This window comes from Mesorhizobium sp. M5C.F.Ca.IN.020.29.1.1 (assembly GCF_003997375.1).
Taxonomy (GTDB): domain Bacteria; phylum Pseudomonadota; class Alphaproteobacteria; order Rhizobiales; family Rhizobiaceae; genus Mesorhizobium; species Mesorhizobium wenxiniae.
The window spans coordinates 1-739 of sequence record NZ_RZSW01001110.1; the positions used below are offsets into that span (position 1 = coordinate 1).

The 739-nt window shown below is 68.7% G+C and carries 1 protein-coding gene; it reads left to right on the forward strand.

All coding sequences use genetic code 11. The features are described 5' to 3' along the window. Nucleotides 1-739, forward strand: a 739-nt coding sequence (ribD, locus tag EOA85_RS36540) for a bifunctional diaminohydroxyphosphoribosylaminopyrimidine deaminase/5-amino-6-(5-phosphoribosylamino)uracil reductase RibD (RefSeq protein WP_127212819.1), incomplete at both ends; no start/stop codon positions are given.

Here is a 739-nt window from a genome sequence, read left to right on the forward strand (position 1 = left end):
CCATCCCTTCCGTCGGCACGCTGATCGTGCGTGTCGACGGCAGCGGACCGATGATCGTCGGCACCGGTGTCCCCGCTGTCGGCGGCCGGCCGCATGCTGAGACCGAGGCGCTGGCCGAGGCCGGCGGGCTCGCACGCGGCGCCACCGCCTATGTCACACTGGAGCCCTGCGCCCACCATGGCCGCACGCCGCCTTGCGCCAATGCACTGCTCAATGCCGGCGTCACGCGGGTGGTTGGGGCTGTGAGCGACCCCGATCCACGCGTGTCCGGCAAGGGCTATGCGATCCTGCGTGCCGCCGGTGTCGAGGTTGTCGAAAGGGTGCTCGCGGCAGAAGCCGCCGAGCAGATGGCCGGCTATCTCATTCGATCTCTGAAGAAACGTCCGGAAGTGATCCTGAAACTTGCGCTTTCCAGCGACGGCAAGATCGGCATGGAAGGCGAGGGGCAAGTCTCGATCACCGGCGACATCGCCCGGCGCGAAGTCTACCTGATGCGGGCCGAAGCCGACGGCATATTGATCGGCATCGGCACGGCGCTGGAGGACGATCCGGCGCTGACGGTGCGGTTGCCGGGGCTGGAAAACCGTTCGCCGGCGCGCATCGTGCTCGACCGCCAGATCAGGCTGCCGGAAACATCGAAGCTGGTCGCCGGCGTCGACCGGGTTCCGCTCTATGTCGCCGCCTGCGCCGAAGCCGACCCATACCGGCGGGCCGCGCTCGAACGCGCCCGCGGGCGCTT